Annotated in this window: 30 protein-coding genes; 6 read left to right on the top strand and 24 right to left on the bottom strand. The window is 68.6% G+C overall.

The window, feature by feature from the left end; translation table 11 throughout:
* Positions 1 to 8 precede the first annotated feature (8 nt).
* From AC07VX_RS08900 to AC07VX_RS08880, 5 genes are all read right to left on the bottom strand, one after another.
* A complete protein-coding gene (locus tag AC07VX_RS08900; protein WP_493164344.1) occupies positions 9 to 461 on the bottom strand; it encodes a prepilin-type N-terminal cleavage/methylation domain-containing protein in 453 nt (150 codons plus the stop codon).
* A complete protein-coding gene (locus tag AC07VX_RS08895) occupies positions 461 to 847 on the bottom strand; it encodes a type II secretion system protein (protein WP_493164343.1) in 387 nt (128 codons plus the stop codon). The genes AC07VX_RS08900 and AC07VX_RS08895 overlap by 1 nt, the downstream gene beginning before the upstream one ends.
* 145 nt (positions 848 to 992) lie before the next feature.
* Positions 993 to 2,222, bottom strand: coding sequence for a type II secretion system F family protein (locus tag AC07VX_RS08890; protein ID WP_493164342.1), 1,230 nt, complete (start codon positions 2,220 to 2,222; stop codon positions 993 to 995).
* Between the two features lie 88 nt (positions 2,223 to 2,310).
* Positions 2,311 to 4,041: a GspE/PulE family protein gene (locus AC07VX_RS08885; protein WP_493164341.1), complete on the bottom strand. Its 1,731-nt coding sequence runs from the start codon at positions 4,039 to 4,041 to the stop codon at positions 2,311 to 2,313.
* A complete protein-coding gene (locus AC07VX_RS08880; protein WP_493164340.1) occupies positions 4,038 to 6,572 on the bottom strand; it encodes a GspE/PulE family protein in 2,535 nt (844 codons plus the stop codon). The genes AC07VX_RS08885 and AC07VX_RS08880 overlap by 4 nt, the downstream gene beginning before the upstream one ends.
* Positions 6,573 to 6,704: 132 nt before the next feature.
* Between AC07VX_RS08880 and pcp the strand changes: the two genes are divergently transcribed.
* On the top strand, positions 6,705 to 7,358 hold the full coding sequence (gene pcp, locus AC07VX_RS08875; protein ID WP_493164339.1) for a pyroglutamyl-peptidase I: 654 nt from the start codon (positions 6,705 to 6,707) through the stop codon (positions 7,356 to 7,358).
* Here the strand turns inward: pcp and AC07VX_RS08870 are convergent, their stop codons facing one another.
* Both AC07VX_RS08870 and AC07VX_RS08865 read right to left on the bottom strand, forming a co-directional pair.
* Positions 7,359 to 7,553 carry an anti-sigma factor family protein gene (locus AC07VX_RS08870; RefSeq protein ID WP_493164338.1) on the bottom strand — a complete coding sequence of 65 codons (195 nt, stop codon included), beginning with the start codon at positions 7,551 to 7,553 and terminating at the stop codon, positions 7,359 to 7,361. It lies immediately after the preceding gene.
* Entirely contained in the window at positions 7,550 to 8,140 is a 591-nt protein-coding gene (locus AC07VX_RS08865; RefSeq protein ID WP_493164337.1) for a sigma-70 family RNA polymerase sigma factor, read from the bottom strand. Before AC07VX_RS08865 ends, AC07VX_RS08870 begins: the two co-directional genes overlap by 4 nt.
* 100 nt (positions 8,141 to 8,240) lie before the next feature.
* Here AC07VX_RS08865 and AC07VX_RS08860 point away from each other — a divergent pair, with 100 nt between their 5' ends.
* Genes AC07VX_RS08860 through AC07VX_RS08845 form a run of 4 tightly spaced genes read left to right on the top strand, consistent with a single transcriptional unit; the run spans position 8,241 to position 10,540 of the window.
* On the top strand, positions 8,241 to 8,504 hold the full coding sequence (locus AC07VX_RS08860) for a BufA1 family periplasmic bufferin-type metallophore (protein ID WP_493164336.1): 264 nt from the start codon (positions 8,241 to 8,243) through the stop codon (positions 8,502 to 8,504).
* A 4-nt stretch (positions 8,505 to 8,508) separates the two neighbouring features.
* On the top strand, positions 8,509 to 9,360 hold the full coding sequence (bufB, locus tag AC07VX_RS08855) for an MNIO family bufferin maturase (RefSeq protein WP_493164335.1): 852 nt from the start codon (positions 8,509 to 8,511) through the stop codon (positions 9,358 to 9,360).
* The gene (locus tag AC07VX_RS08850; RefSeq protein WP_493164334.1) at positions 9,357 to 10,055 is read left to right on the top strand and encodes an HvfC/BufC family peptide modification chaperone; all 699 of its coding nucleotides are present in this window, start codon (positions 9,357 to 9,359) and stop codon (positions 10,053 to 10,055) included. Before bufB ends, AC07VX_RS08850 begins: the two co-directional genes overlap by 4 nt.
* Positions 10,052 to 10,540 (top strand): DoxX family protein, encoded by a 489-nt coding sequence (locus tag AC07VX_RS08845; protein WP_493164333.1) that lies wholly within the window; start codon positions 10,052 to 10,054, stop codon positions 10,538 to 10,540. Before AC07VX_RS08850 ends, AC07VX_RS08845 begins: the two co-directional genes overlap by 4 nt.
* Here the strand turns inward: AC07VX_RS08845 and tolA are convergent.
* The 16 genes from tolA to AC07VX_RS08765 form a co-directional block, all read right to left on the bottom strand.
* A complete protein-coding gene (gene tolA, locus AC07VX_RS08840; RefSeq protein ID WP_493164332.1) occupies positions 10,518 to 11,384 on the bottom strand; it encodes a cell envelope integrity protein TolA in 867 nt (288 codons plus the stop codon). The genes AC07VX_RS08845 and tolA overlap by 23 nt on opposite strands.
* On the bottom strand, positions 11,384 to 11,818 hold the full coding sequence (tolR, locus tag AC07VX_RS08835; protein WP_493164331.1) for a protein TolR: 435 nt from the start codon (positions 11,816 to 11,818) through the stop codon (positions 11,384 to 11,386). Before tolR ends, tolA begins: the two co-directional genes overlap by 1 nt.
* Before the next feature lies 1 nt (position 11,819).
* Complete coding sequence (gene tolQ / locus AC07VX_RS08830; RefSeq protein WP_493164330.1) at positions 11,820 to 12,494, bottom strand: protein TolQ; 675 nt, start codon at positions 12,492 to 12,494, stop codon at positions 11,820 to 11,822.
* Positions 12,491 to 12,886, bottom strand: a complete 396-nt coding sequence (gene ybgC / locus AC07VX_RS08825) for a tol-pal system-associated acyl-CoA thioesterase (protein WP_493164329.1) — start codon at positions 12,884 to 12,886, stop codon at positions 12,491 to 12,493. Before ybgC ends, tolQ begins: the two co-directional genes overlap by 4 nt.
* Entirely contained in the window at positions 12,883 to 14,061 is a 1,179-nt protein-coding gene (locus AC07VX_RS08820; protein WP_493164328.1) for a pyridoxal phosphate-dependent aminotransferase, read from the bottom strand. Before AC07VX_RS08820 ends, ybgC begins: the two co-directional genes overlap by 4 nt.
* Positions 14,061 to 14,549 carry a transcription antitermination factor NusB gene (gene nusB / locus AC07VX_RS08815; RefSeq protein WP_493164327.1) on the bottom strand — a complete coding sequence of 163 codons (489 nt, stop codon included), beginning with the start codon at positions 14,547 to 14,549 and terminating at the stop codon, positions 14,061 to 14,063. The genes AC07VX_RS08820 and nusB overlap by 1 nt, the downstream gene beginning before the upstream one ends.
* A complete protein-coding gene (ribH, locus tag AC07VX_RS08810) occupies positions 14,546 to 15,019 on the bottom strand; it encodes a 6,7-dimethyl-8-ribityllumazine synthase (protein ID WP_493164326.1) in 474 nt (157 codons plus the stop codon). Before ribH ends, nusB begins: the two co-directional genes overlap by 4 nt.
* Positions 15,020 to 15,034: 15 nt before the next feature.
* Complete coding sequence (ribBA, locus tag AC07VX_RS08805) at positions 15,035 to 16,132, bottom strand: bifunctional 3,4-dihydroxy-2-butanone-4-phosphate synthase/GTP cyclohydrolase II (protein ID WP_493164325.1); 1,098 nt, start codon at positions 16,130 to 16,132, stop codon at positions 15,035 to 15,037.
* Between the two features lie 24 nt (positions 16,133 to 16,156).
* Positions 16,157 to 17,194: a bifunctional diaminohydroxyphosphoribosylaminopyrimidine deaminase/5-amino-6-(5-phosphoribosylamino)uracil reductase RibD gene (gene ribD, locus AC07VX_RS08800; RefSeq protein WP_493164324.1), complete on the bottom strand. Its 1,038-nt coding sequence runs from the start codon at positions 17,192 to 17,194 to the stop codon at positions 16,157 to 16,159.
* A 20-nt stretch (positions 17,195 to 17,214) separates the two neighbouring features.
* Positions 17,215 to 18,522 carry a prepilin-type N-terminal cleavage/methylation domain-containing protein gene (locus AC07VX_RS08795; protein ID WP_493164323.1) on the bottom strand — a complete coding sequence of 436 codons (1,308 nt, stop codon included), beginning with the start codon at positions 18,520 to 18,522 and terminating at the stop codon, positions 17,215 to 17,217.
* 13 nt (positions 18,523 to 18,535) lie between these two features.
* On the bottom strand, positions 18,536 to 19,846 hold the full coding sequence (locus AC07VX_RS08790; protein ID WP_493164322.1) for a pilus assembly PilX family protein: 1,311 nt from the start codon (positions 19,844 to 19,846) through the stop codon (positions 18,536 to 18,538).
* Positions 19,843 to 20,583 carry a PilW family protein gene (locus AC07VX_RS08785; protein WP_493164321.1) on the bottom strand — a complete coding sequence of 247 codons (741 nt, stop codon included), beginning with the start codon at positions 20,581 to 20,583 and terminating at the stop codon, positions 19,843 to 19,845. Before AC07VX_RS08785 ends, AC07VX_RS08790 begins: the two co-directional genes overlap by 4 nt.
* Entirely contained in the window at positions 20,574 to 21,170 is a 597-nt protein-coding gene (locus AC07VX_RS08780) for a pilus assembly FimT family protein (RefSeq protein WP_493164320.1), read from the bottom strand. The genes AC07VX_RS08785 and AC07VX_RS08780 overlap by 10 nt, the downstream gene beginning before the upstream one ends.
* Positions 21,167 to 21,643, bottom strand: a complete 477-nt coding sequence (locus AC07VX_RS08775) for a type IV pilin protein (protein WP_493164319.1) — start codon at positions 21,641 to 21,643, stop codon at positions 21,167 to 21,169. Before AC07VX_RS08775 ends, AC07VX_RS08780 begins: the two co-directional genes overlap by 4 nt.
* A gap of 99 nt (positions 21,644 to 21,742) precedes the next feature.
* Positions 21,743 to 21,949, bottom strand: coding sequence for a hypothetical protein (locus tag AC07VX_RS08770; RefSeq protein ID WP_493164518.1), 207 nt, complete (start codon positions 21,947 to 21,949; stop codon positions 21,743 to 21,745).
* On the bottom strand, positions 21,871 to 22,092 hold the full coding sequence (locus tag AC07VX_RS08765) for a hypothetical protein (protein ID WP_493164509.1): 222 nt from the start codon (positions 22,090 to 22,092) through the stop codon (positions 21,871 to 21,873). Before AC07VX_RS08765 ends, AC07VX_RS08770 begins: the two co-directional genes overlap by 79 nt.
* Here AC07VX_RS08765 and AC07VX_RS08760 point away from each other — a divergent pair.
* Positions 22,030 to 22,320, top strand: a complete 291-nt coding sequence (locus tag AC07VX_RS08760; RefSeq protein WP_493164517.1) for a hypothetical protein — start codon at positions 22,030 to 22,032, stop codon at positions 22,318 to 22,320. The two genes, AC07VX_RS08765 and AC07VX_RS08760, sit on opposite strands and share 63 nt — an antisense overlap.
* Before the next feature lie 116 nt (positions 22,321 to 22,436).
* On the opposite strand, the gene nrdR is transcribed toward AC07VX_RS08760, so the two are convergent.
* Positions 22,437 to 22,880 carry a transcriptional regulator NrdR gene (gene nrdR / locus AC07VX_RS08755; protein WP_493164318.1) on the bottom strand — a complete coding sequence of 148 codons (444 nt, stop codon included), beginning with the start codon at positions 22,878 to 22,880 and terminating at the stop codon, positions 22,437 to 22,439.
* Positions 22,881 to 22,887: the final 7 nt, after the last annotated feature.

Raw genomic sequence — 22,887 nt, 5'->3', positions numbered from 1 at the left:
TCGAATCCTCAAGGAGTCGGGTAAATCAGCCCGGTATCCGCCTCGATGCGGTAGGCCTGGCTGTAGCTGCCATAGGCGACGGTGGCCGTGAGGGCCGCACCGGTGCCGGTGCTTGTCGCACCGCTGTTGGCACTGTTGAAGGTGACCGTGCGGCTGCCGCCCTCGGCGATGCAGGGGCTTTCGGTCGCAGGGCAGGGCAGCGTGTCGATGACGGCACCGCTGCCGTAGGCCCAGCTGACGCCGGTGCCGGTGATGGTCGCCACGATGGGCCGGCGCTGCTGCAGGGCCAGGCGCAGCATGGCTTGGTGGCGCGCCTGCAGCTCGTCGCCAAAAGTGCGCAGCCGCCACAGCGTCGTGTCCACCACCTTGGGAAGGGCGAACACCGCCAGGGCGGCTGTGATCACGATGACGAGGACCAGCTCGATCAGCGTGAAGCCACGCGCAGCGCGTGGCGCGGTCATCAGTTGATGCTGGTGGCCGTGAAGTTGGCCGTCAGGCCGTTGCCGGTGACGACGCAGTCGGTCTTGGTGGTGTCCACCGGCGTGATGGCCGCGGCCGTGATGGCATAAGCAGGCGACGCGCCGGCCGGCAGACCGCCTTGCAGCGAAGTCGCGACGTCCTGGCAGTTGGCCACGGCGTTGCCCTTGCCCGAGTTGGCCTTGCGGCTGGCGTAGTTGATGGCCGAGGCCGAGCTGAGCGCGCCGGCGATGCCGTTCAGGGCTGCCTGCTTGGCGTCGGCGTCGACGGAGACGAACTTGGGCAGGGCGACCGCGGCCAGCACGCCCAGGATGACGATGACCATCACCAGTTCGATCAGGGTGAAGCCGGCTTGCCGAGACTTGTTCATGATGCCTTCCTGCGCAGTGCGCTGTGGTCCGGGGAGTGGCGGGACTATCGAACACCGTGCCGGCAGCGGAAAGTGAAAAGCGCACGACTTTCGCGGCGCGCGGACGTCGTCCTGCAAACCGTTGCATGCGTCACACGAAAGGGCCTCAGCGGCCCATGGCGGCCTGTCCCAGATTCCACAGCGGCAGGAAGACGCCCAGGGCCAGCACCAGCACCAGCGCGCCGATGATGGCCAGCAGGATGGGCTCGATGGCCGCAGACAGGCCCTTGATGGCGTAGTCGGTCTCGCGCTCGTACATCTGCGCGATCTCGGTCATCAGGGTGTCGAGCTCGCCGGTTTCCTCGCCGACCGCAATCATTTGCAGCACGATGGGCGTGAAGACGCCGGTGGCCGTCGCGCAGCGCGAGATGCTCTCGCCGCGCTCGACGCCGTCGCGCATCTGCTCGATGCGCGCGCCGATGTAGGCGTTGTCCACGGTCTGGGCCACCACCGTCATGGCCTGGCTGATGGGCACGCCCGAGCTGCTGGCCAGGGCGAAGCTGCGCGCGAAGCGGGCCAGCGTGGCCTTCAGCACGATGTTGCCAGCGACGGGCAGCCTGAGCTTGAAGCGATCCCAGGCGTAGCGGCCGCCCGGCGTCGCGATCCAGTTGCGCCAGGCCAGCCCGATGCCGACGCCGGCTGCCAGCACCATGGGCCACCACCGCACCGTCCAGCCCGAGAAGCCCAGCAGGATGCGCGTCATCAGCGGCAGCTCGGTCTTGAAATGGGCGAAGACCTCGGCGAACTTGGGCAGCACGAAGAGGTTGATGACGACCAGCGCGACGCCCATCGCGATGATGACCATGAGGGGGTAGCGCAGCGCCTGCTTGATGCGGGCGCGGATGTCGAGTTCGAACTCCAGGTGTTGGGCCAGTCGCTGGAAGACCTCGGTCAGCTTGCCGGTCAGCTCGCCCACGCGTGTCATCGCGACATAAAAGGCGCTGAAGACACCGGGGTGGCGGGCGAAGGCCGTCGCCAGCTCGCGGCCCTGGTCGAGGCTGGCATGCACGTCCTGCAGCAGGCTGACGATGCCGGGATGGGCGGTCGAGGCCTCCAGGCCGGCCAGCGCGCGCAGGATGGGCACGCCGGCCTTCTGCAGCGTATAGAGCTGGCGCGTCAGGACGAGGGCGTCTTCCTGCGTGATCGGCTTGGCGAGCAGCGCCTCCAGCCAGTTGCCGCCACCTGCCGCGCTCGCCGCCTCCGCTGTGGCCTCGATGCTGACCGGCACGACGCCGCCGGCCATCAGCTGGGCGGCGACGGCATCGCTGCTGACGGCATCGACGATGCCCTCGACCAGCTCGCCGCGGCCGTTGCGCCCCTTGAACGCATAGTTCATGTCAGCCCCTCACCCGACAAGGACTTCACCCGATCCCCCGAAGGGACAAGGGCCGGCCTGGGGCGGGCCGGCGCCCGGCGCCGCGTGCTCATTCAGCGTCCACGCTGATGCGCACCGCCTCGGCCAGCGAGGTCTTGCCCTCGCGCACCAGGGCCAGGCTGCGGTCGGCCAGGGTCTTGCCCTTGAGCGAGCGGCGCGCCGCGGCCAGGAAGGCGCCAGCATCGCTCTTCTGGATGGCCAGGGCCATGTCGGGGTCGATCTCCAGCATCTCGTAAATGCCGCGCCGGCCCTGGGTGCCGATGCCGTTGCACTCGGCGCAGCCGCGGCCCCTGACGCTCTGCACCGGGCCGAGCGGCTCGCCGTTCAGGCTCAGCACCTCGTTGACCCAGGCCTGTTCCTGCGGCGTGGCCAGGTGAGGCTCGGCGCAGTGCTTGCAGACGCCGCGCAGCAGCCGCTGGGCCAGCACGGCCTGCAGCGAGGTGGCCACCATGAAGGGCGGGGCGCCCATGTCCAACAGGCGGAAGGGCGTGGAGACGGTGTCCTTGGTGTGCAGCGTGGAGAGCAGCAGGTGGCCGGTGATGGCGGCGCGCAGGCCGATCTCGGCGGTCTCGGCATCCCGCATTTCGCCGACGAGGATGACATCCGGGTCCTGGCGCAGCGCGGCGCGCAGCACCTTGGCGAAGCTGAGCTCGATCTTCTCGTTGACCTGCACCTGCGTCAGGCCGGGCAGGCGGTACTCGATCGGGTCCTCGGCCGTGATGACCTTGAGCTTCTCGGCGTCCAGCTCGGCCAGCGCGGCGTACAGCGTCGAGGTCTTGCCGGAGCCGGTCGGGCCGGTCACGAGGATCATGCCGGAGTCGCGCCCCAGCAGCTCGCGGAAGCGCTTGAGCATGTCCTCGGGCATGCCGATCTGGTCCAGCCGGCGCAGCGCCGAGCCCTGGCCCAGCAGACGCATCACGACCGACTCGCCGTACTGGCTGGGCATGGTGGACAGGCGCACGTCCAGCGTGCGGTCGCTCAACCGCAGCGTGAAGCGGCCGTCCTGGGGCAGGCGCTTCTCGGAGATGTCGAGGCCGGCCATCAGCTTCAGGCGCTGGGCCAGAGCCGGGGCGATGCGCTTATCGGCCTGGGTCAGCGTCTGCAGGATGCCGTCGACACGGTTGCGGATCAGCAGCTCGCCCTCCTGGGGCTCGATGTGCACGTCGGAGGCGCCGGCGCGCGTGGCGTCCTCGAACACCGACTGCAGCAGGCGCACGACGGGCGCCCCCTCCTGGCCCACGCTGGCCTGCAACGTACCGAAGTCCACCGCGTCGCCGATGTCCTTCTCCAGCGCCTTGGCCAGGCCGGAGATCTCGTCGCTGCGGCGGTAGTGCTTGTCGAAGACGGCCGGCAGCTGGCTGTCGGCGACGACGGCCATGGCCAGGCGGCGCTTGAGGATCTTGGCCAGCTCGTCGAAGCCGAACAGGTCCAGCGGGTCGGCCATGGCGACGAGCAGAGTGTCGCCGCGCTCCTCCAGCACCAGCGCGCGGAAGCGCCGCGCCGGTGTCTCGGGCAGCAAACGCACCAGCTCGGTCTTCAGCGGGAAGGTCTTGAGGTTGACGAACGGCGCTCGCAGCTGGCGCGCCAGCACATGGGCCAGCGCCTCCTCGGTGATGAGGTTGGCCTCGATGAGGATGCGGCCCAGCTTCTTGCCGGTGGCGCGCTGCAGCTCCAGCGCCTGGGTGAGCTGATCAGCCGAGATCAGCTGCTGCTCGACCAGGACGTCGCCCAGTCGGAGCTTGGGGCGGGGGGCGGCAGCGGTCTCGGAGGCGTCTGTCATGTATTGCTTGTCGCGTGGACTTCGGCGATGGTGGTCACCCCTTGCAGGACCTTCAGGATGCCGTCCTGGCGCAGCGTGCGCATGCCCTCGGCCAGCGCGGCCTGCTGAAGTTCCTCGGCACGGGCACCGGTCTGGATCATGCGGCGGATGTCCTTGGAGACGGCGAGCAGCTCATGCAGGCCGGCGCGGCCCTTGTAGCCGCTGTGGCCGCAGGCCCCGCAGCCGGGGCTGGTGAACTTCATCAGCCGGCCCTGGCGGCCGTGATTCTTGATCCAGTCCGCCATCAGAGTGAGCCTGGAGGGGCGCGCCTCGGCGGGGAAAACGTGCAGATAGTCATCCAGCAGCTCGCCCAGTTCGGCTTCGCTCAGCGGCTCGCTGGTCTGGCAGGCCGGGCAGGCGCGGCGCACCAGGCGCTGGGCCAGCACGGCCAGCAGCGAGTCGGCGAAGTTGAACGGGTCCATGCCCATGTCCAGCAGCCGCGTGATGGTCTCGGGCGCGCTGTTGGTGTGCAGCGTCGACAGCACCAGATGGCCGGTCAGCGAGGCCTCGACGGCGATCTCGGCGGTCTCCTGATCGCGGATCTCGCCCACCATGATGACGTCCGGGTCGGCGCGCAGGAAGGCGCGCAGCGCCTTGGCGAAGGTCCAGTCGATCTTCGGATTCACCTGGACCTGGCGCAGCCCGGCCTGGGTGATTTCGACCGGGTCCTCGGCAGTCCAGATCTTGCGCTCGGGCGTGTTGATGTGGCTGAGCGCGGAGTGCAGCGTCGTCGTCTTGCCCGAGCCGGTGGGGCCGACGCAGAGCACCATACCGTAGGGGCGGGCGACGGCGGCCTTCAGGGCTTCGAGGTTGGCAGGCGTCAGGCCGATGCGGTCCAGCGGCATGGGCTTGCTGCCGGCCAGCAGGCGCATGACGACGTCTTCCAGCCCGTTGTTGGTCGGGATGGTGGCGACGCGCAGCTCCAGCCTGTGCTGAGCCGAGAAGCGGGCAAAGTTGATCTTGCCGTCCTGCGGCTTGCGGCGCTCGGAGATGTCGAGGTCGCACATGATCTTGACGCGGGCGATCATGGCGTTGCGGTAGGTGTGCGGCAGCTCCAGATACGGCTGCAGCACGCCGTCGCGGCGGAAGCGGATCTTGAGCTTCTCGCGGCCGGGGTAGGTCTCGATGTGGATGTCGGACACGCCCTGGCTGTGGGCCTCGATGATCATCGTGTTGATGAGGCGAACCAGGGAGTTGTCGCTCTGCTCGATGGCAGGCTCTTCCTCCTTGGTGCTGCGTTCGCTGCTGTCGCGCTCCAGACTCTCGATGAGCTTGTTCGAGCTTTCCAGTGAGAAATCGGGCTGGAAATCGGGCAGGGGGTCGGCGTGGCCGCGCGGCAGGGCCTCGGCGCCGTAGCGGTCGAAGGCCGCGGGAATCGCGAACTGCAGCGTTCCCAGCTTGGTCAGCGTCGGCACGACCTTGAGCTGGGTGATGAACTCGACTTCGTCCAGCGCGTCGCGCCGGGTCGGGTCTTCCATCGCGACGATGAGGCGGCCATCGCGCAGCACCAGCGGCAGCACCTCCAGGCGCTTGGCCACGGCGTGGGGCAGCTTGCGCACGGCGTCGGGCTCGATGGCGAAGTTCTCGACGTCGACGACGGGATAGCCCATCTTGCGCGCCAGCGCCGACTGCAGCTGGGCCCGGCTGATAACGTTCTTGCGCACCAGCAGCTCGCCCAGCGGCACGGAGCGGTCGTCGCGCTGCTGCACGAGGGCCTGTTCCAACTGGGCGGGCGTGACGAGATCCAGGGCCAGCAGCGCCTCGCCGATGCGCACCATGGGCATCTTGGCCTGCTGCTCGATGGCCTTCAGCAGCTGTTCGGCCGTGACGATCTGCTGGTCGACGAGGATGTCGCCCACGCGGCGCTGGCGCAGGCCGGTCTGCTCGATGGCCGCGGCGTTCAGCTGCTCGGGCGTGACCAGCTCCTCCTTCAGCAACATCTCGCCGATGCGCTCGCCGATCTCGAAATGCGTCAGCACCTCGCGAGGCACGAAGACGCGGCGCACGGAGTCGTCGCTTTCGGACAGCGGCGGGAACAGGAAAAGGCCCAGGTTGTCGTGGTGGTGGCCGATGGTCACGCCCTTGAGCTCGTCGCCGCCGTTGAAGACGATGCGGAAGTCGGTACGCGGGCGCTGGTCCACGCTGAGCGGCGAGTTCAGATCGCTGGCATCACGCGCCGGCACCGACACCGGGCCCAGCAGCTTGATGGCGCGGAACTGGCTGAACTTCAGCGGCATGCTGTTGCGCGCCGGCGGTACGTTGATCTGGACGAGACGGTCGCTGGCGTCCAGCTGCAGCAGCTGCCCGGTGCTGCGGCTGTTGTTCAGGCCGAGGATTTCGCACGCCTCGGGCGCACGCTGCACCTGAGGCTGGGGGTAAGCGGCATAGGGCGGGGTGGGCCAGAGGAAGCCCGAGGCCACGACACCCGGGGCGGCGGCGGGGGAGTCGGCATCGCCGTGAGGCCAGGGGAGGGGCTGGGACGGGTCGGTCATGGGCTGGCGCTGAGGGAGTGCCGCCGATTATGGAGGGGCGCCGCGGCCCGCCTGCCCTGGAAAAACACGGTGCCGGTGGGGCAGCGCCCCACCGGCCGCGCTGCGGGCGCCGGGTTCGAGAGAATGCCGGGCATGAACATCCTGCTCACCGGTTTCGAGCCCTTCGGCGGCGACGCGATCAATCCGTCCTGGGAAGTGGCGCGTGCGCTGCAGGGGCAGGTCATCGCCGACGCGACCGTGCATGCCCGCTGCCTGCCCACCAGCTTCGGCGGCGCGCCCGCGGCACTGGCCGAGGCCCTGGCCACGCTCGCGCCCGAGCTCGTCATCAGCCTGGGCCTGGCCAGCGGCCGCAGCGAGATCTCCATCGAGCGCGTGGCCATTAACCTGATCGATGCGCGCATCCCCGACAACGCCGGCGAGCGCCCGCGGGACGTGCCGGTGCGCGCCGACGCTGCGGCGGCCTATTTCTCGACGCTGCCGGTCAAGGCCATCCGCAACGGGCTGCGTGCGGCGGGACACCCGGCGGGGCTGTCGCTGTCGGCCGGGGCCTTTGTCTGCAACCAGGTCTTCTTCGAGCTGCAGCACCGCCTCGCCGGCTGGGGGCTGCGCAGCGGCTTCATACATGTGCCGGCCCTGCCCGAGCAGGCCGCACGGGCCGGGACCGCGGTGCCGAGCATGGGGCTGGCGGCGCAGATCGATGCGATCAGGCTGGCGATCGCGATCGCACTGTCCGGTGACGAAGCCATGGCGTCGGCTGAACCCGACGAAGGCGCCCCCGTGGCCTGATCATTCCTCGGTGTAGCGGCGCCAGCGCGCGCTGGCCTGGCGCATCAGCTCCACCTGGCGGGCAAAGCGGCGGCAGTTGCCGCAGATGCGGTGGTGCAGTCGCATGGCGAGCCTCTCGGCCAGCGGCAGCGTCCGGTCCTCGGCCTGCAGCACGAGCTGCGTGGCCTCGCGGCAGGTGATCATGGGCTTGATCAAGAAGCTCCTCCAGCGGGCGCTGCGTTGAACCAGCCGGCCTGCAGGCAGTCCCTGAGCCTGAGCCGGGCCCGGTGCAGCATGACCCACAGGTTCGTCGGCGTGATGGCCAGCTCCTTACAGATCTCGTCCGACTCCAGCTCCAGCCACTCGCGCATCATGAAGAGCCGCCCCTGCTGGCCGGGCAGCTTCTCGACGCAGGCCTCCAGCACCTTCATGAAGTCCATCTGGCGCAGCGCATCCTCCGGGTTGCCCCAGTCGTGCTGGGTCTCTCGCCAGTGGCCGTCGCTGGCGAACAGCAACTCGTCCAGGTCCTCGGTGTCGTCGCTCGACGCCGTCGTCGAGAGCTCGCGGCTGTTCTTGCGAATCTGGTCGACGAGCTTGTGCTTGAGGATGCCGATGAGCCAGGTCTTGAGCTGGCTCTGGCCCGCGAAGGCCTGGGGCTTTTCCAGCGCGGCGAGCAGGGTGTCGGACACCGCGTCCTCGGCCCAGGCCGGGTTGCGCAGTTGCAGCCGCGCGTATTTCAGCAAAGCGGGGCGCAGGGTTTCGATCTGGCGGCAGTAGTCCGCTGATGCGGTGTTGGCACTCATGGCGACGGCAGTGTAAGGACTGGCAGGTGTCTTGCGACTTCGTTCTCGCCGCCGGATGATCGGCCGCCTTCCATCCCCCCAACCCTTCGGAGAACTGTCCATGAAGACCCAAGCCCTCGTGTCCTCGGCCCTCGCTGCCGCCCTGTCCCTCGGTCTCGTCGCCCAGGCCCAAGCCGCCGACTCCGGCAAGGAAAAGTGTTACGGCATCGCCAAGGCCGGCCAGAACGACTGCGCCAACGCCAGCGGCAGCCATTCCTGCGCCGGCCAGTCCAAGGTGGACAAGGGCGCCGACGAATGGAAGTACGTCGCCAAGGGCACCTGCGAAAAGGAAGGCGGCTCGACCAAGGCCCCCGCCAAGAAGTGACCGCTTGACCACGACTCCCATGGCGCCGGCCGACCCCTGCGTGGGCATAGGCTGGCGCCAGCCTCACTATGAGGCCTTGCTGGCCGAGCGCCCCGCGCTGGGCTTCCTCGAGGTCCATTCCGAGAATTTCTTTGCCGACGGTGGGCTCACGCTGGCCGTACTTGATGCCGGCCGCGAGACCTACCCGCTGAGCCTGCACGGTGTCGGCCTAGGCCTGGGCTCGGCCGCGGGGCTGGACGACTGGCACCTGGAGCGCCTGGCGCGGCTGGTGCAGCGGGTGCAGCCGCGGTGGGTGTCCGACCACGCCTGCTTCGCCCGCGTCGCCTCGGGCCTGCATGCCGGCGACCTGCTGCCCATCCCCTTCAACGACGAATCGCTGGCGCTGATGGTGAGGCATGTCGAACAGGTGCAGCAGCGCCTGAGCCGCCCCATGCTGGTGGAGAACATCAGCGCCTACGTCGGCTGGGCCGGCGATACGCTGGCCGAGCCCGAGTTCTTCAACGAACTCACGCGCCGCAGCGGCTGCGGCCTGCTGCTGGACGCCAACAATCTGTTCGTCAACGCCCGCAACGAAGGCCTGGCGCCGGACGCCGCCGCGGCGCAGGCCATGCGCTGGGTCGACGCGATCCGCCCGGGCAGCGTCGGCGAGATTCACCTCGCCGGTCATTGCGAACTGGCTGACGGGCTCGTCATCGACGATCACGGCAGCCGCGTGCGCGACGAGGTCTGGCAGGTTTATGCGCATGCGATCCGGCGCTTCGGCCCCACGCCCACACTGATCGAGTGGGACACCGCCGTGCCCGGACTGGACGTGCTGCTGGCCGAGGCCGGGCGGGCGAAGGCCTTGCAGCCATGAAGGCCGATCAACAGGCCTTTGTCGACGCGCTGCTCGGGCGTGATGACGCACCGCCATCCCTGCGCGGCAGTGAGCGCGGCCTGGCGGCCTACCGCAACAATCTCCGGGCCCTGTCGGCCCAGGCGCTGACCGTGCCTTTCGCGCGGCTGCGCAGCGAACTCGGCGAGGACGAGTTCGCTGCGCTGGCCTGGACCTTCTGGCGCCACCACCCGCCCGAGCGCGGGGACCTGGGCCAATGGGGCGGAGCGCTCGCAGGCTTCCTGATCGAGCGTGCTGGCGAGCACTCCGGGCTGCCCGATCTGGCCCGGCTCGACTGGGCATTGCACCGCGCCGAGCGTGCGGCCGATGCCGAACTGGACGCCGGCTCGCTCGCCCTGCTGGGCTCCAAGCCGCCCGAACAGCTGTGGCTGGCGCTGCGCCCGGGCGTCGCGCTGCTGGCCCAGCGTGACGGGCCGGTGCTCGTCTGGCGCCAAGGCTGGCGGGGCGAGTCGCAGGCGTTGCCGGCCGGCGAGGCCGCCTTCGTGCGCGCGGTCTTGGACGGTGTGAATCTTGCCGACGCGCTGGAGGGACCGGCAGTGAAAGGTTCCGGCCCGGCAGCCGACTTCGACTTCGGCGCGTGGCTGCAAGCCGCGCTGCGCAACGCCTGGCTTCAAGGGGTCAGGGTCACACCACCGAACCTCACCACGACACCATGAAAGCTCTGATCAACACCGCGCTGCGCGCCTTCACCGACCCCGGCCTGCAGCCGACCCGACTGCCGGCGCCGCTGGACACGCTGGTCAGCCATCTGCAGTCGCTGGCGCTGCTGGCGGCGCGGCTGTATGTGGCCAGGATCTTCTTCATGTCGGGTCTGACCAAGCTGCGCGACTGGTCTTCCACGTTGGCCTTGTTCAACGACATATACCAGGTGCCGCTGCTGCCGCCCACGCTGGCCGCCTACATGGGCACGGCGGGCGAGCTGGCGCTGCCGGTGCTGCTGGTGCTGGGCCTGGCCGGGCGCTTTGCGGGCTCGGGCCTGTTCGTCGTCAACCTGATGGCGGCGCTGTCGCTGATGGCCGATGACTTCACGCCGGCCGCCGAGGCGCAGCACACACTGTGGGGCGTGCTGGCCCTGGTCATCGCCTTGTTGGGCTCCGGCCGCTGGTCAGCCGACCGCTTCATTCGCGTGGGCGGAAAGTAAGGATCAGCACCGGCGGCACGCGGCCGTCGACGTCGCGCGGCAGGGTCTCGGCCTTTTCGATGGCACGCAGCACGGCGCGGTCCCAGTCGCCGTCAACGCTGGCCTTGAGCACCTTGGTGCCCAGGATGCGGCCGTCCGGTCCGAGCGTCACCTGCACCTCGGCGGTCGGGTTGGCGGCACCGTCGTCCGCGTAGATGATGAGCGGGCGGATCTTGCCCTTGATGCGGCCGGCATAGCCTGCCGACGGCGCGGAGTTCTGAGCCGCCGCGCCGGTGGAGCCCGGCGTGCCGCCGGCCATGCCCTGGATACGGCGCAGGTTCTCCTGGCGCAGCGCCTCGCGGCGGGCGTCGGCGTCCTTGGCTTCCTTGGCCTCTTTCGCGTCCTTGGCCGCCTTGTCCTTCTTGCGCTGCTCCTGCTCTTCCTTGGCGGCCTTTTCCTTCGCCGCCTTCTCCTTGGCTTCCTTGGCCTCTTTTTCCTTGGCGACCTTCTCGCGTTCGAGCTTGGCGGCCTGCTCGCGCGCCTTCTCTTCCTTGAGCTTCCTGGCCTTGGCGATGGCGATCTCGGCCTCGCGCTGCTCCGCGGCTTCTTCCGCCGCGCGTTGTTGCGCGGCCTTCAGGTCCGGCTTGGGGGCTTCGGGTTCGGGCTCCGGCGGGGCCTCTTCGCGCGGCGCGGCCACCTGGGGCACGGCGGACCACAGCTCGGCCTCGAAGGCGGCCGACGTGTCGCTGCGCCAGTGCAGGCCGTAGCTCAGCGCCAGGATCAGCAGGCCGTGGGCGATCAGCGCCAGCGTCAGGCCGCGGCCCATGCCGGCGGCTTCTGGCGGACGCAGCGTGGCGGCGGTCATCAGTTGGAGGACGCGCCGCTCTTCACGGCCAGGCCCACGCGCTGGACGCCGGCTCGCTGCAGCGTGTCCATGACCTGCACGACGGCCTCGTACTTGACGTTCTTGTCGGCCGAGATGACGACGGGACTGGTGGCGTCCTTGCCCTGGCCCTTCTTGACGCGCTCGGCCAGCCGGTTCATCGGGATGGACTCGGGCTCCAGCTGGTCGATCTTGATCTTGAGCTTCTCGTCGGTGCCGACGATGACCTGGATGACGTGCTCGGGCTGCTGGCGGCTCTTGCCCACGCTGGGCAGGTCCACGAGGCCGGTGGTGATCAGCGGTGCGCTGACCATGAAGATGATGAGCAGCACCAGCATCACGTCGATGAACGGGACCATGTTGATCTCGTTCATCGTGCGGCGCCGGCGGCCGCCGCGGGCGGAAACCGAGGCCATGTCAGTGCTGCGTAGCGTTGCGTTGCAGGATGTTGGAGAACTCCTCGATGAAGGTCTCCAGCGTGATGGCGCTGCGGTCGATCTGGCGCGCGAAGCGGTTGTAGGCCAGCACGGCCGGGATGGCCGCGAACAGGCCGATGGCCGTGGCGACCAGTGCCTCGGCGATGCCCGGAGCCACGGTGGCGAGCGTGACCTGGGTCAGGTTGGACAGGCCGACGAAGGCGTGCATGATCCCCCAGATGGTGCCGAACAGGCCCACGTAGGGCGACACCGAGCCGACCGAGGCAAGGAAGGACAGGTTGCTTTCCATCGCGTCCAGCTCGCGCTGGAAGCTGGCGCGCATGGCGCGGCGGGCGGCGTCGAGCAGGGCGCCGGCATCGGTGACGCGCTTTTCGCGGAGCTTCAGGAACTCGCGCATGCCGGAGGCGAAGATGCGCTCAAGCGGCGCGCCGTCGGTGCGGTTGCCGACGGCCTGGTAGAGGTCGTTGAGGTTCTTGCCGCTCCAGAACTCGGCCTCGAAGGCGTCGTTGCGGCGCTTGATCTGGCCCAGGCCGATGAGCTTGCCGAAGATGACGCTCCAGCTCGCCAGCGACACGAGCAGCAGGCCCGCGATGACGAGCTGCACGGCAAAGCTGGCGTGCAGGATCAGGGAGACGATAGAGAGGTCTTGGTTCATTGGGCAATGGCCTGCACGACGGCATCGGGCAGGCGTTGGGGTTTCAGGTCGCCGGCGCGCACGCAGCCGATGCGGATCTCGCCTTCGCACAGCAGGGTGTCGCCGCGCAGCGCACGCTGGCGCACGATGAGGCTGGCGCGACCGGCCGGCTCTGGCTCCACGGTGACAGTCAGCATGTCATCCAGCCGTGCCGGCGCGAGGTAACGCAGGCTGGTGGCAGCGACGACGAACATGACGCCCGTGTCCTCGCGCAACTGGTGCTGCTCGACGCCGGCCGCGCGCAGCCATTCGGTGCGGGCGCGCTCGAAGAACTTCAGGTAGTTGGCGTAGAACACGATGCCGCCTGCATCCGTGTCCTCCCAGTACACCCTGATCGGGAACTGGAAGTTCATGCCAGCACCCTGCGCAGCCGGGCCACGGCTTCCTGCAGGTCTTCGATGGACGAGGCGAACGACAGGCGCATCCAGCGCTGCGGATCGGTGAGGCCGAAGTCGCGGCCGGGCGTCAGCGCCACCTGGGCGCTCTCCAGCAGTTCGTGCGCGAACGCCCAGCTGTCGGCATGCAGGCGCGACACTTCCATCCAGACGTAGAAGGCACCATCGGGCGCGACTGGGACGCCGAAGCCCAATTCGCGCAGCGCCGGCACGATGTAGTCGCGGCGCTCGCGCAGCACGGCGCGGCGGCGCTCGAACTCGGCGATGGACTCGGGCTCGAAACAGGCGAGCGCCGCCTTCTGCGCCAGCGTGGAAGGGCAGATGTAGAGGTTTTGCGCCAGCCGCTCGATGGCGGGCACGAGGGCCGGGGGCAGCACCAGCCAGCCCAGGCGCCAGCCCGTCATGCCGAAGTATTTGGAGAAGCTGTTGACCGAGACGATGTCGTCGCCCAGCGCCAGGGCGCTGTGGCCGAAGTGCTCCTCGTAGCTCAACGGCAAGTAGATCTCGTCGACGACGGTGACGCCGCCGCGCCCGCGCACGAAGCCCGCCATGTCGGCCAGCACTTCGGGGGCGATGGAGGTGCCCGTCGGGTTGCTCGGCGAGGCCAGCAGCACGCCGCGCGTCGCCGGCGTCCAGGCCTGACGGACCTGGGCCGCATCGAGCTGGAAGCGCTCCGCCGGGCCGGTGGGCAGCAGGCGCGGCGTGGCGTCGGCTGCCGTCACGAAGTGGCGGTTGCAGGGGTAGCAGGGGTCGGGCATCAGCACCTCGTCGCCGCGCTCGAAGAGCGCGAGGCAGGCGAGTTGCAGGGCAGCGGAGGCGCCCGCCGTGACGGCGATGCGCTCCGGTGCAACGACCAGGCCGAAACGCTGGCCATACCAGTGCGAGATGGCCTCGCGCAGGGCCGGCAGGCCGAGGGCGTCCGTGTAGGGCGTCGGGCCCTGGGCAACGCGGGCGGCGGCTTCGCGCACCGCCGGCGCAGCGCCGAAGTCGGGCTCGCCGATGTTGAGCCGGATCATGCGCCGGCCGCCCCGGGCGGGATCACAAAGCGGCCCGGCCGCGACCCGGGCCGCGGCCTTGGCCAGCTCCATCACGTAGAAGGGCTCGATGCGGTCGAGCCGACCTGCAAGCTTCATCAGCGCTTGGCCGCCACCTCAACGGGGCGCAGGTCCCCGGCCGCTCGGTCCAGCACGCCGTTGACGTATTTGTGGCCGTCAGTGCCGCCGAAGGCCTTGGCCAGTTCGACGGCCTCGTTGATGGCGACCTTGTAGGGGATGTCGACGCAATGCTTGAGCTCGTACGCGCCGATCATCAGGATGGCGTGCTCGATGGGCGAGAGCTCGGTGGTCTTGCGGTCGACGTGGCGGGACAGGATGGCGTCGAGGTCGGCGGCCTCATGCACGCAGCCTGCCAGCAGGGCGTCGTAGTGCTTGACGTCGAGCTTGGCGTAGCCGTCCTGCTCACGGCCCAGGGCCGTGATGGCGCCGAGGTCTTCGCCGGTGAGCAGCCACTGGTAGAGGCCTTGCACGGCTGCCTCGCGCGAGCGGCGGCGGGCGGACTTGACGGGAGCGCGCTTGACGCCGGGCTTCGAGGCCGTCTTGGATGCGGTCTTGGGTGCGTTCACTCGATCTCTTTCAGCAGATTAGCCATCTCGACGGCGACACGGGCGGCGTCGCGGCCCTTGGGCTCGGCGCGGGCCCAGGCCTGCGCTTCGTTCTCGACGGTCAGGATGGCGTTGGCGATCGGGATGCCATGGTCCAGGCCGACGCGGGTGACGGCCGAGCCACTCTCGTTGGCCACCAGCTCGAAGTGGTACGTCTCGCCGCGGATGATGCAGCCCAGGGCGATCAACGCGTCGTAGTCGTTGCTCTCGGCCAGGGCCTGCAGGGCCAGCGGCACTTCGAGGGCGCCGGGCACGGTGATGTGGCGGACGGCCTCGGCCGGCACGCCCAGCACCGACAGCTCGGCCAGGCAGGCACTGGCCAGGGCCGAGGTGATGGAGTCGTTGAAGCGGGCCTGCACGATGGCGACGCTGAGTTCGCTGCCGTCGAGTGCGCCCTCGGAACCGGGCAGGCCTTGGTCGGAGTCTTGCATCGCTTGCCTCTCGGGTCAGCAGGAAGGGGGAGCGACGAAGCCGGTGACTTCGAGGCCATAGCCGGTCATGCTGGGCATGCGGCGCGGGCTGCCCAGCAGCTTCATGCGGTGCACGCCGAGCGCCTTCAGGATCTGCGCGCCGACGCCATAGGTGCGCAGGTCCATCGCGCCCTTGGAGGCGGGCGCAGGCTCGCTGGACTGCACGCGGGCGAGCACGCCGGCAGCGTCTTCGCCACAGTTCAGCAGCACGGCCACGCCGGCGGGACTGGCCTTGAGCGCAGCCAGTGCCGCGGGCAAGCCCCACGAGTGGCCGCAGGAACCGGCTTCGAGCAGGTCCATGACCGACAGCGGCTCGTGCACGCGCACGAGAACTTCGCCATCCGGCTGCCATTGACCGTGGCTCAAGGCAAGGTGGGTGCCGCCCGTGCGGTCGGTGAAGACCTGGCAGGTGAACTCGCCCTGGGCCGTGTTCAGGCGGCGCTCCGCGACGCGGGTGATCAGGCTTTCGTGGCGGCTGCGGTACTCGATGAGGTCGGCAATGGTGCCGATCTTGAGGCCATGCTCGGCCGCGAAGATCTCGAGATCGGGCAGGCGGGCCATCGTGCCGTCATCCTTCATGATCTCGCAGATCACGGAGGTGGCCGACAGACCGGCCATGCGGGCCAGATCGCAGCCGGCCTCGGTATGGCCGGCGCGCATCAGCACCCCGCCGTCCTGGGCCTGCAGCGGGAAGATGTGGCCGGGCTGGACGAGGTCGCTGGCCTTGGCGTCCGCGGCGACAGCGGCCTGCACGGTGCGCGCACGGTCGGCGGCCGAGATGCCGGTGGTGACGCCGGTGGCGGCCTCGATGGACACGGTGAAGGCCGTGCCATGCTGGGTGCCGTTGCGGCGAGTCATCGGCGGCAGCTGCAGGCGCTCGCAATGCTCGCGCGGCAGCGTCAGGCAGATCAGGCCGCGGCCATGCTTGGCCATGAAGTTGATGGCCTCGGGCGTGACAAGGTCGGCGGCGAGGACGAGATCGCCCTCGTTCTCGCGGTCTTCCTCGTCAACCAGGATGACCATGCGGCCGGCGGCCAGCTCGGCGACCAGCTCGGGGATGGGGGAGATGGGCATAGCCGGCGATTGTAGGTGGCGACCCTAGGTTGGGCGCAGGCGAAGGCGAAGGCGCAGATCCTGGCCGACGGGTGTGGCTTCGACAAGCCGCCAGCGGCGGGCGCTGCCGAGATCGTCCAGCGCAGCCAGTGTCGCCAGCGGACGCCCCTCGCCAATCAGCACCGGCGCCTGGTAGACGAGCAGTTCGTCGACGAGGCCGGCGTCGAGAAAAGCGCCGGACAGCGTCGGGCCGGCTTCGACGTGAAGCTCGTTGATGCCCTGGGTGCCGAGGTCGGCGAGCAGGGCGGGAAGGTCGGCGCGGCCCGGGCCGATGACGCGGGCCTCGCCGGGCGGCTGCAGGATGCGGGCCCCAGCAGGCATGCGGCCCCGAGGGTCGAGCACGATGCGCAGGGGTTGCCTTGTAGCCGGCACGAGGCGCACGTCCAGGCGCGGGTCGTCCGCCAGCACGGTGCCGATGCCCGTCAGCACGGCACCGGCACGCCGCCGCCAGGCATGACCGTCCGTGCGGGCCGGCTCGCCGGTGATCCACTGGCTGTGTCCATCGGGCAGGGCGGTGCGGCCGTCAAGGGAGATGGCTGACTTGAGCCGCACGAAGGGGCGGCCGCGCTGCATGCGCGAGAAGAAGCCGATGTTGAGTTCGCGTGCCGCGTCGGCGATGGCCGCACCGGCCAGCTCGACCTGGATGCCGGCGGCCTTCAGCCGCGCCAGGCCCTGGCCGGCCACCTGGGGGTTGGGGTCCTGGATGGCGGCGATGACGCATGCAATGCCGGCGCCGATGAGCGCGTCGCAGCAGGGCGGCGTACGGCCGTGGTGGGAGCAGGGTTCCAGCGTGACAACGGCCGTGGCGCCGCGGACGTCATGGCCGCGGGCGGCAGCTTCGCGCAGCGCCATCACTTCGGCATGGGCCTGCCCCGCCGCCTGGGTGTGCCCCGCGCCCAGCTCTCGGCCATCAGGCGACAGGATGACGCAGCCGACGCGCGGGTTGGGGTCGCTCAGCCCCACGGCCTGCTCGGCCAGGGTCAGCGCGCGCTGCAGCGCAGCAGTGATGTCCGACGGATTCATGCCGCCAGTCTAGCCAGCGGTCAGGGCTGCAGCTGGACGGTGGAGTAGTTTGCAAAGATACCGTTCGCCGCATCGACGGCGGGCGCGGTGGGGCAGCTGAGGTCGCCACGCACCACCAGGAAATTCTGGCGCGCCAGGGAACCTATGACCTTGCCATAGACGGCCGGGTGCTCGAAGTTCTCCAGCGATTTCTTGTCCGGCGTGTAGGCGTCGCCACTGCCGTCGTAGTCGGCGCTGTAGCGGCAGACACGGTAGTCCGACGCTGTCGTGCCGGTGCTGAAACCGGTCAGCACGAGCTTGCCGGACCATGTCGGCGGCGTGCCCGTGGGGTAGACGATGCAGTAGTAGTTGACGAAGGGCTGAGCGCTGGGCGCGCTGCCGGGCGAGTCGTTGAAGCAATCAAAGCTCGGCGCCGTGGCGGTGTAGCCGTCAGTGAGGATGTTGCCGTAGGCATCCTTGAGCGGGGTGCCGTTGGCGTCGAGACGGGGCAGCACATAGTTGCCTGCAACGATGTCCAGCCCGAGCGGGATGGCACTTGCCTCGGGGGCCGCGGGATTGGCCGGGTTCGAGTTCGAGAAGCTGATGGTGCCCCGCAGCAGGTAGCCGACGGTGTTGTTGTTGCAGCTGGCCACGTCCGCCGCGGTCAGCGAGGACACCGGTGTGCCGGCGGGAATCGAGCATTTGCCGACGATGACGCCGGTCAGGTTGTTGAAGACCCAGACCACGCTGCCCAGGCTGCTGGGGCGGAAGGCGCTGTTGTTCTTGTCCAGCTGCTTGGCCCCCTCGGGGATGACCGGGTTGCGCGCCGACGGCAGTGTGACGGCGCCGGCCTGGGGCGTGAAGCCCACGACCGCGCTGAAAACCGGGTCCACGGCGGCGATGACGGTGTCCAGATTGATGAACTGCGGATCGCCCGCACGGTCATTCCAGCTCACCGACACGCGGACGGTCACGCCCTGGCCGCCGGAGGCCAGCGGGCTGACCAAGCGCTGCACGTTATACGTCGTGTTGGAGTCGGCGGGCGTCCTCGCAGTGGGTTGGGTCTGGTTGGTGATCTCGCCGTAGACCTTGGCCGTGGCCGGCGTACCGGCGCCACGCGATAGTTCGGAGTAGGCCCGCAAAGTGGCGATCTCCGCGCGGGCGATGCGCATGGCCTCGCTGCGCTGCTTGGCCAGGTCGGCACCAAAGCGCAGGTTGCTCATCAGGCCCACGAGGGCCAGCATGCCGAAAGACATCACCAGCAAGGCCACCAGGGCTTCGATGAGGGTGACGCCGCGCTGGCGCACCGAGGCAGCGCGGAGGAGTGGGGGAGGGAGCAGCTTGGGCATCGGCGAACCTCGGTCAGAAGCTGACGCCGTCGATCCAGCCGCCGGAAACCCGCACATAGCTGCCCTGACGATTGCGGAGCTGGTTTGCGACGGATTGAAGGTACTGGATGTCCATGTTGCCCGTCGCAGTCATGTTGCCCTGGACCAGCACCATGCCGGTGATCAACGACGTCAACCCGCCGGTGTTGGTCCAGTCCAGATCGCCCAGCGCCACCAGCATGCCGTTGATCTGCATGGGCCCGGTCAGTGTGACGGCGCCGTTCACGACGATCAGGGGCGGGTCGTTGACGGCACCGACGACGACGTTGGTGCTGACGGTCATGGCGCCTTCGACCCAGAGGATGCGGCTGCCGGCGTTGTAGGCGTTCTGCAGCGCAGGGCCGCAATCACCCGCGGCGCAGTTGACGACGCGCAGCGACGGGTGGTTCCTGTAACGACTGGCGGCCATGCCCATGTAGAGCCGGAAGAACGCGTCGGTCGTCATGTTCTTCAGGCCGGTGTCGTCGAAAACCCGTGCCTGGCTGGACGGCGTGCCCGGCACGCTGTCCATGCGGCTGTCGATGAGAGCGGGGGGCGCCTCGCCGGACACCACCAGCGTGCCGACGGAGGCCGGATCGGTGTTGTGCAGGCCGAGGCCGCCGCTGCCCGACGTCGTCAGCGCGCCCTTGACGGTCAGGGGGCTGGCCGGCGACGACGGCACGGCAGGAACGAACGCGATGGATGCCACCTGGGTCGATGTCGCGATGGCCCCGAGGCTGCGCGACTCCGCGCCGGTCGTGCAGCTGTCGGCACTGCTGTCGGTACAGCCTTGCGACGTGACCAGGAAGTTGCCGAAATGCGGATTCGGGCTCTCGGAGCCGAGGGCGATGCCGACGCTCGGCACGAGATTGCCGGCCACGACGGTGGCGGGCTGGGTCGTCCGGTTGTCGGGCGCCGGGCATCGGCAGACCAGCCCGGCATTCGAGCGAACGCAGTCCACGGCGAAGCTGGTCGCAACCGCGCTCTTGCTTTGCGCGCTGCGGTCCGCGGCCGACACGGCGAGGTATTTGTCGACGAAACGCGTTCCGCCGCTGTTGACCGGTTGGCAGTTGGCGTCGATGCCCGTGCCGTTGAGCATGGCGACGGCCCATTCCAGGCCGCCCTCGGCCATTTCCTGCGCCATGCTGGCCCGGTAATAGCTGCCGGAGATGCGCTGCTCAAACATCAGGCTGCGGTTGGCGTAGGCCGCGAGCAAGGCCATGACGAGGAAAAGGATCATGACCACGACGAGCGTGGCCGCGCCTCTTTGCGCCAGCGGCTTGCGGGTGTTCAGCGGACGGATCATGTTGGGCAAGCCCCACTGATGTCGTCAGCACGAATCTTTTCGCTGACCGTCAGGGTACGTTTGACGTTGCTGTCGGACTTTGAAATGGCCTTGATCGTGAAATCCACGCGCCTCACCGTCAGCGTCGGGCAGACACTGCCGGCTGGGCAGTTGCAAAGGTCTGCCAGCGATACCTGCTGGGAGTCGATGACCGGAATGAAGTCATCGATCAGCACCGTGTCCGGATCGGTGATGGGTTGCCAGTTGGGCTGGCCGTTGACCACGCCGAGCTGCAGATACAGCGTCTTGTTGCTCAGGCGGATGCCGAATTGCTCGTTGTTCGCGACGACGTTGCTGGTGTTCATGGTGGACGTGCCGGCCGCCGCCTTCGCATAACGGTAGAACAGGTCCTTGCCGCCCTGTGTCTGCGTCAGCTCGGTGTACGGGCTCGACGCCGCGGGTTTTGCCGCAACCGTGCCCGCGTTGTGCTCCGGCTCCCAAACACCGTTGGCCGGGAGGCCGCGATAGCCGGCGCGGCGCAGATCCTGCTGCAGCAGGTCGGCCGCGACGCGCAGATCCTGCTGGATCTGTACCTCCAGCATTAGGCGGCGGTGCTCGGTGATCTGCCGTGTCGCGACCACGGCCGCACCGGCGGTGACGATCAGGCCGACGGTGATGCCCACCATCAGCTCGACCAGCCCCAGGCCACGCTCGCGGCTGCACGAGGGACGACGGGATGTGCGGAGGTTCAGGCGCATGTCACATACCCGCTCATGTCACTGTTCGGCGAGCAGATCTTGATCCGCCCGGCGGTATTCACCTCCACGCGCAAGGTGTACCCCTTTCTCTGGCCCACCACGTTGACGCGGAACCCCTCGGTGGCGATGCCCATCTGGTCGCGGGAAAACCTGAGCTGATTGGCCGTGCCGGCCCAGGTTGTCGCCGCCGAACTGAATTTCACGTGATCCAGCGGCAGTTGGAACAGGCGCAGCATCTTGGTGCTGCTGCCAGGGCAGATATTGCTCGCCGCGTAGTAGCACTTGCATCGGCTGTTGAAGCCGGACGACGTCGTGACGGCCGCGCAACTCATCGTGTTGTTCGGATCGGGGTCAAAGCGAACGAACAGCAGGGAATTGGTGGCGTTGGTTTCCGCCTTGGCATAGCTCAGGATGCTGGCAACCTCGTCGGCTGCAGCGACGACGCGGCGCCTTTCCATCAAGTCGGCCATCGAAGGCGCGGCGACTGCCAGCAGGATGGACAGCACGCCCAGCCCGACCAGAATTTCCACCAGGGTCAGGCCGGCTAGGCGCGCGGACAACGCATGAAAACGCTTTTTCATGATCATTTCGGCCAGCAGATGGCAGACGTGTCGCGGTCGGTGCCGGTGCCTTCCGGATCCCCCGTGGCCGTGTAGGCGGGCATCGCACCTCTCAAGGTCACGGTAAAAGTCTTGCAGGCCCTGTCAGCGGCCTGCTTGGCGCCGGATACCGGCGTTGCCGTGGCGATGTAACCAATATTGAAGCTCGGCGGCGAACCCACGCCGCTCAGGGAGATCTGGTAATACGGCGTGATCTGGGCAACGTTGAGATTGTTCAGGTCGGTCAGCGTCGACGCATAGTTGCTGACGTTGCTGCGATAGCGCTCCTGGGCCTGCATGACGGCCGTCAATGCGGCCAGGGCATCGGCCCGCCGACCACGCTGGAGGTGGGAGGTGTAGGCCGGATAGGCGATCGCGGCGAGGACGCCGGCAATGGCGAGCGCAACCATCAGCTCGATCAACGTGAAGCCTTGGCTTCGGGAGCGGTGAAAGGTGCGCATGCGCGGATTCTCGGCAGCCCCCCCTGGCAGGCGGTCGGCACGCATACCGCTCGTCCCCTGAGTTGTGCCGCCGGTCGGCAACCACCATGAATGAGGGGATCAGGCGCACTTGGGCATGCTGGCCACCTTGCTGCCGACATAGCAGCTGCGCACGCGACCGGTGATGGCGACGACTTGTCGGATCGCCGTGCCGTCGCCCAGGCGCAGTTCGATACTGCCCGTCTGCGTCACCAGGGCTTGGCGATGCTGGAACTCAAGGGTCTCGGCATTGCTGCTGATCTGCACCGCTGGCTGCTGGGTAGCCACTCGGCCTTGATGAGCTGGCTGCCGAGATTCTTGCAAACGGTCTGGCCGCCCGTGCAATCGAAGTCGTTCCGGGTGCCCGCGTGCAGCACATCGCAGGCGCCGGCGCCCTTGCCGCTGACGCGGAAGAAGACCGAATCGCCCAGCCGTGCAGCCTCGCTGCGAGCAAAACGCAGATCCGTGGCGAGGGCTTCCGCGCTGCCGCGGAGCTTCTGCTCCTGGCGCAGCTTCCCCATGGCGGGCACCGCCTGCCCGAGCAGGGCGGCACAGATGCCGATGCCGGTGCAGAGTTCGACGAGGGTGAAACCACGGCTGCTGCGGCGGGGCCTTTGGCGATGCGGTTCATGGTGCTTCCCTGGGTTCGTTGCGAGTGAACGAACGCTAGAAAGCGGCCCTCGCCGCGTCTTTCCCCCTTAGGGCGGATCGAGGGGGGGATGGCGGGAGGCGCATCCCCTCGCTTCCCCTTGAAGGGGGACAGGGTCAACCCGGATCAGATCTCCCGGATCAGCTGCCGGAACTCGTCGACGTCCTCGAAGCTGCGGTAGACGGACGCGAAGCGCACGTAGGCCACCTTGTCGATCCGCTTGAGCTCCCGCATGACCAGCTCGCCCAGCCGGGTCGACGCGATCTCGCGCGCACCGCTGGCGAGCAGCTTCTCCTCGATGCGGTTGATGGCCGCGTCGATCTGCTCGACGCTGACCGGCCGCTTGCGCAGAGCCAGCTGCATGGAGGCACGCAGCTTGGACGCGTCGAAATCGGCGCGCCGCCCGTCCTTCTTGACGACCGAGGGCAGGGCGATATCGGCCCGTTCATACGTCGTGAAGCGCTTGTCGCATGACAGGCAGCGGCGCCGGCGCCGGACGACGTCGCCCTCGTCCGACTCCCGGGTTTCGGCGACCTGGGTTTCAGTGTGAGAGCAGAACGGGCAGCGCATGCCGGCG

The sequence above is a fragment of the Roseateles sp. GW821-FHT03B02 genome (assembly GCF_059421025.1).
The sequence above is the reverse complement of the archived record's forward strand: the minus strand, read 5'-3'. Positions and strand labels throughout refer to the sequence as shown.

What these genes read in the sequence shown, in the direction of transcription:
- AC07VX_RS08900 (WP_493164344.1), bottom strand. Translation starts at nt 461, where the DNA reads ATGACCGCGCCACGCGCTGCGCGTGGCTTCACGCTGATCGAGCTGGTC.
- AC07VX_RS08895 (WP_493164343.1), bottom strand. Translation starts at nt 847, where the DNA reads ATGAACAAGTCTCGGCAAGCCGGCTTCACCCTGATCGAACTGGTGATG.
- AC07VX_RS08890 (WP_493164342.1), bottom strand. Translation starts at nt 2,222, where the DNA reads ATGAACTATGCGTTCAAGGGGCGCAACGGCCGCGGCGAGCTGGTCGAG.
- AC07VX_RS08885 (WP_493164341.1), bottom strand. Translation starts at nt 4,041, where the DNA reads ATGACAGACGCCTCCGAGACCGCTGCCGCCCCCCGCCCCAAGCTCCGA.
- AC07VX_RS08880 (WP_493164340.1), bottom strand. Translation starts at nt 6,572, where the DNA reads ATGACCGACCCGTCCCAGCCCCTCCCCTGGCCTCACGGCGATGCCGAC.
- pcp (WP_493164339.1), top strand. Translation starts at nt 6,705, where the DNA reads ATGAACATCCTGCTCACCGGTTTCGAGCCCTTCGGCGGCGACGCGATC.
- AC07VX_RS08865 (WP_493164337.1), bottom strand. Translation starts at nt 8,140, where the DNA reads ATGAGTGCCAACACCGCATCAGCGGACTACTGCCGCCAGATCGAAACC.
- AC07VX_RS08860 (WP_493164336.1), top strand. Translation starts at nt 8,241, where the DNA reads ATGAAGACCCAAGCCCTCGTGTCCTCGGCCCTCGCTGCCGCCCTGTCC.
- AC07VX_RS08850 (WP_493164334.1), top strand. Translation starts at nt 9,357, where the DNA reads ATGAAGGCCGATCAACAGGCCTTTGTCGACGCGCTGCTCGGGCGTGAT.
- AC07VX_RS08845 (WP_493164333.1), top strand. Translation starts at nt 10,052, where the DNA reads ATGAAAGCTCTGATCAACACCGCGCTGCGCGCCTTCACCGACCCCGGC.
- tolA (WP_493164332.1), bottom strand. Translation starts at nt 11,384, where the DNA reads ATGACCGCCGCCACGCTGCGTCCGCCAGAAGCCGCCGGCATGGGCCGC.
- tolR (WP_493164331.1), bottom strand. Translation starts at nt 11,818, where the DNA reads ATGGCCTCGGTTTCCGCCCGCGGCGGCCGCCGGCGCCGCACGATGAAC.
- tolQ (WP_493164330.1), bottom strand. Translation starts at nt 12,494, where the DNA reads ATGAACCAAGACCTCTCTATCGTCTCCCTGATCCTGCACGCCAGCTTT.
- ybgC (WP_493164329.1), bottom strand. Translation starts at nt 12,886, where the DNA reads ATGAACTTCCAGTTCCCGATCAGGGTGTACTGGGAGGACACGGATGCA.
- AC07VX_RS08820 (WP_493164328.1), bottom strand. Translation starts at nt 14,061, where the DNA reads ATGAAGCTTGCAGGTCGGCTCGACCGCATCGAGCCCTTCTACGTGATG.
- ribH (WP_493164326.1), bottom strand. Translation starts at nt 15,019, where the DNA reads ATGCAAGACTCCGACCAAGGCCTGCCCGGTTCCGAGGGCGCACTCGAC.
- ribBA (WP_493164325.1), bottom strand. Translation starts at nt 16,132, where the DNA reads ATGCCCATCTCCCCCATCCCCGAGCTGGTCGCCGAGCTGGCCGCCGGC.
- ribD (WP_493164324.1), bottom strand. Translation starts at nt 17,194, where the DNA reads ATGAATCCGTCGGACATCACTGCTGCGCTGCAGCGCGCGCTGACCCTG.
- AC07VX_RS08795 (WP_493164323.1), bottom strand. Translation starts at nt 18,522, where the DNA reads ATGCCCAAGCTGCTCCCTCCCCCACTCCTCCGCGCTGCCTCGGTGCGC.
- AC07VX_RS08790 (WP_493164322.1), bottom strand. Translation starts at nt 19,846, where the DNA reads ATGATCCGTCCGCTGAACACCCGCAAGCCGCTGGCGCAAAGAGGCGCG.
- AC07VX_RS08785 (WP_493164321.1), bottom strand. Translation starts at nt 20,583, where the DNA reads ATGCGCCTGAACCTCCGCACATCCCGTCGTCCCTCGTGCAGCCGCGAG.
- AC07VX_RS08780 (WP_493164320.1), bottom strand. Translation starts at nt 21,170, where the DNA reads ATGATCATGAAAAAGCGTTTTCATGCGTTGTCCGCGCGCCTAGCCGGC.
- AC07VX_RS08775 (WP_493164319.1), bottom strand. Translation starts at nt 21,643, where the DNA reads ATGCGCACCTTTCACCGCTCCCGAAGCCAAGGCTTCACGTTGATCGAG.
- nrdR (WP_493164318.1), bottom strand. Translation starts at nt 22,880, where the DNA reads ATGCGCTGCCCGTTCTGCTCTCACACTGAAACCCAGGTCGCCGAAACC.